The sequence below is a fragment of the Alphaproteobacteria bacterium genome (assembly GCA_037146715.1).
Lineage (GTDB): Bacteria > Pseudomonadota > Alphaproteobacteria > UBA7879 > UBA5542 > JBAWWO01.
Genome location: JBAWWO010000026.1, coordinates 1 through 3,989, shown reverse-complemented (window position 1 = coordinate 3,989; position 3,989 = coordinate 1). Strand labels below are relative to the sequence as shown.

Annotated in this window: 3 protein-coding genes; 2 read left to right on the top strand and 1 reads right to left on the bottom strand. The window is 43.7% G+C overall.

Annotated features, from left to right (window positions below):
- Nucleotides 1-40: 40 nt before the first annotated feature.
- Nucleotides 41-787, bottom strand: a complete 747-nt coding sequence (locus WCG05_05625) for a hypothetical protein (GenBank protein ID MEI8321458.1) — start codon at nucleotides 785-787, stop codon at nucleotides 41-43.
- Between the two features lie 356 nt (nucleotides 788-1,143).
- Here WCG05_05625 and mnmA point away from each other — a divergent pair, with 356 nt between their 5' ends.
- Nucleotides 1,144-2,295 (top strand): tRNA 2-thiouridine(34) synthase MnmA, encoded by a 1,152-nt coding sequence (mnmA, locus tag WCG05_05620; protein MEI8321457.1) that lies wholly within the window; start codon nucleotides 1,144-1,146, stop codon nucleotides 2,293-2,295.
- A 99-nt stretch (nucleotides 2,296-2,394) separates the two neighbouring features.
- Nucleotides 2,395-3,627 carry a hypothetical protein gene (locus WCG05_05615; protein ID MEI8321456.1) on the top strand — a complete coding sequence of 411 codons (1,233 nt, stop codon included), beginning with the start codon at nucleotides 2,395-2,397 and terminating at the stop codon, nucleotides 3,625-3,627.
- The last annotated feature ends 362 nt before the right edge of the window (nucleotides 3,628-3,989 follow it).

The window sequence follows — 3,989 nt, the reverse complement described above, 5'->3', positions numbered from 1 at the left end:
ATTCTAGCTATTATAGACCCTCTTTTAGGTCTTAGCTACTTCAGCCCCTTTTTTTATATTGCTCTTCGCCAATAATCTCGACCACAGCAGATTCAACGGCATTGAAATCAAAATCTTGCTCTTCTTCCAAAATAGCCTTAGCCACATTCAGAGCTTTAAGTCGGCTGGTGGGCCCCGCACCCAAGCGCGCAATCCGATTGGCCGTTTCTAAAGCGCTATCACGAGAATCTTCGGGTAAATCCCGAACTGCCCTGGCAATCAGAAAGAAAGAAACCTCACCCTTAGCACGAGCATATGCTCGTTGACAAAATTCAGAAAGAAAGCCGAACACCGTCTGGCGCCCAGGAACAGTTCGCATAAGATTGGTGACTTCATCATCATCAGATCCTGCAATTGGATAAGAAGCCTTCACGCCAGGAATCCCAGCCACTATTTTTCGATTACGCATGCCATTTATAGCGGTATCAACGACAGTTTCTCGTGTAAAAGGACTTTCATCCACAGTAAGTGTTGGCAAAAGAGGTTGTCCATCATCGCCATCATTATCACTGTCATCGTCATTTGGGACTGTACCAAAAGCAACTTCCTTCTGAACATTCAACCTCTGAATCGTCTCAGCTTGAAGGCTGACAATATCACGCAAATTTTGTGAAGAAGAGTCAGAACCTTCAGCATCAGACTCTTCAGACTCTGATGCTGCACAAAATCCATCCGTTACTAAGCCTGCGCTCAATAGCAAAGCCAAGGTTGCATAGCCCAATATTCTGGAAAATCTAATATTCTTCATTTGCGGTCTCCTAACCAATACTGTGTATAACTACTATTTTTAAAACACAAGTAATTTTTTAAAAAAAAAGGGCGAGTTATTCACTCGCCCCTAAAGTCTAACAGGGAGGCTTTACGTCCAAAGACGTAAAAAGGGACCTAAGTCCCTTTTCTGGGCTTTGCACCCAGAACTTTGATCTGCTTCCGCAGAAACTCGTTGAACAAGGAAAATCTTCTTCATCCAGTCCTATGCCTTCTTGATAGCGAACAACCGTCAGCTTATCCATGCCAAAGAAAGCAGGATACCCATGCGGGAAACGCATGGCGATACAAACCTTGAAATTTTATCTAAAAGGCACCATATATTATGACATGTCTATGAATTGGAAAGATTTAGGTTTTGAAAACAGCCCTGGGGAAACTAGAGTAGTTGTTGCCATGTCCGGCGGTGTGGATAGTTCAGTTACAGCGGCTTTGCTAAAAGAAGCTGGTTTTGATGTGATTGGCATTACTCTACAGCTGTATGATCACGGGCTAGCTGTAGCTAAAAAGAAAGCCTGCTGCGCTGGGCAAGATATCTATGACGCGGCGCAAGTGGCCCAGAAAATGGGGTTTCCTCATTATGTATTAGACTATGAATCTGTCTTTAAAGAAAAAGTTATTGATGATTTTGCTGATAGTTATCTACGCGGCGAAACCCCTATTCCTTGCGTTCAGTGTAATCAAGAAGTCAAATTTAAAGATCTTCTAAAAACAGCCAAGGAATTGGGTGGGCACGCTTTGGCCACGGGCCATTATGTTCAGCGTAAAATAGGCGCAAAAAAAGTTGAGCTTCACCAAGCTATAGACCCTGCAAAGGATCAAACCTATTTTCTTTTTGCAACCGCTCAAGATGAGTTGGATTTTCTACGATTTCCCCTGGGGGGGCTTACGAAAGACAAAACCAGAGCCCACGCAGAGCGACTAGGACTGTTGGTGGCCGACAAGCCAGATAGTCAGGACATCTGCTTTGTGCCTAATGGAAACTATGCGGAAGTTATTAGCAAGTTGCGGCCTGAATCAAATCTTCCCGGCGACATTGTTCATATGGATGGAACTTTTTTAGGGAAGCATCCCGGTATTATTCACTATACTATTGGACAACGTAAGGGCTTGGGTGTTGGGGGACGTCGCGATCAGACCGATCCTCTTTATGTTGTGCAGTTGCGCCCAAAATCCCGCCAAGTCGTGGTGGGCCCCAAGGAAGCCCTAGAAACAAAAGAGTTCCATATAAGAAATCTGAATTGGTTGGGGGATGCTCCCTTATCAGGCCCTCTTGAGTGTCAGGTTAAAATTAGGTCATCTCAAATCGCCTTACCCGCAATCCTTGAGCCCGCAGACTCTTCAGGGCGCGGTAGGGTGACCCTGAAAAACCCTGAACAAGGAATTTCTCCCGGACAGGCGTGCGTCATCTATGAAGGCCCCAGAGTTCTAGGGGGTGGGTGGATTATTTCCTCCCCAGAAAATGTTGCAAAACGACAACAGGAATAAAGTTACTTTTGCCCAGTTTAAGAATTAGGTCTTGCTTTTTAGTCCACATTCCATTGAGATGGGGGTGTAGAAAACATAGTTTTAGGAGACTTTAATACAATGAAAATAAAAAGCATAATATTAGCCAGCGTTTCTTTGCTAGCACTTAGTGCAACAGCTAAAGTTCAATCTGGAAAAGGGCCTACACTCAAAATTGGTGGAAGCTTAACAGCAATGGGTATTGCGACAAATCAACAAGTTCGCACAACTCAAAACACTAACGTGTTCACAAAAGGTAACATTATGTTCAACGTTGGGGGAGAATCTTCCAATGGCTTAACATATGGTGCTGCAGCCGTTCTTGAATTAGATCGCGCTAAGTCAAACTCTGATCGTATCAGTGAAGCTTATGTCTACATGACACATGCTGACACAGGTACATTCATGATCGGTGACGTGAATGGCGTTGAAAAGACCCTTATGTATACTGGTGTAGACGTACTCGGTGGTAACGGTGGTCCTGGAAGCACAGACTTGTCAAAGCTTGTGAACACTCCAGTGGGCGTTGATTACAACTCATCCATTGCGCCTTCAGAAGATACAGCTTCAAAGATCGTTTATATTTCACCAAATGTAAGCGGATTCCAAATGGGGCTGAGCTTCACACCTAACACAGCAAACGTTGGACGCACACCTGGTGTAAGATATTTCAGCGGATCAGCGACGCCTAACCATGGACCTTCTACTCGCTATAGTGTGAATCAATTGGCAGGTGCTGTTTCTTATAACAAAGCTGTTAACAATGATTTGAACTATGGTTTGTACTTGGCTGGAACAACAGCCGAAGGAAAGCCTGCTCAGACAAATGATTCTGTTAATGGAGAACAGTCTACTGGATTCAAAGTTCACAACGAAAATCAATGGCAATTTGGTACATTGGTTGACTATCGGAACTTCCAATTCGGTGCGACCTATTTTGACAAGGGTAATTCTTTGATCAGAACAGATCGTAAGTTCACAAATACACATGGGTATAACGCAGCAGTTGGTTACAACTTAGCAAGCAATACAAATGTGTCTTTGGGATGGACTCATACTCAACGTAAAGTACAGAACGGAAAAGCTAAGGCAGACATTGCTACAGCAACTCTGGATCATGTAATCGTTCCAGGTTTGGTTGGTTTCGTAGAAGTTGACTACATGAAGCTTCATACAACACCTGGTCAGTTAGTTTTGCGTGGTACAACGACTACGGCAGCTCTGACTTCTTCAGATATTTATGATAACTATCCAAGCAATAACAAAAACAACATTGCAACAGTTGCAATGGTTGGTACAAAGATTCGCTTCTAGAGCTTGCTTTAGAAACATTCTTACGAGAAAGGGGCCTTCGGGCCCCTTTTTTGTTGGGGTAAAAACCTAGGTTTTTAGGAAAAGTGGCGGCGCCTACTCTGAAATACTCTACTCTCCATCATCCTCACCCCCTGAAAGGACGCAGAATTCATTTTTCTTCGAGCTTCAACCCTGATGACAGTATAGCCTGCACTCTGCTGACCCTCGACTCAAAGCCAATAGATTTACTGAAAGAACTTCCTATTCTGACAAAAAATCAGAATCAAAGGGAAGATTCTCTTAACACCTGACAAATTTCAAATTAGACCAGAGTTTGGGAATTTTCAGAAGGGAAAGAGCGGCGTTGAGGATTATTCTGAGAC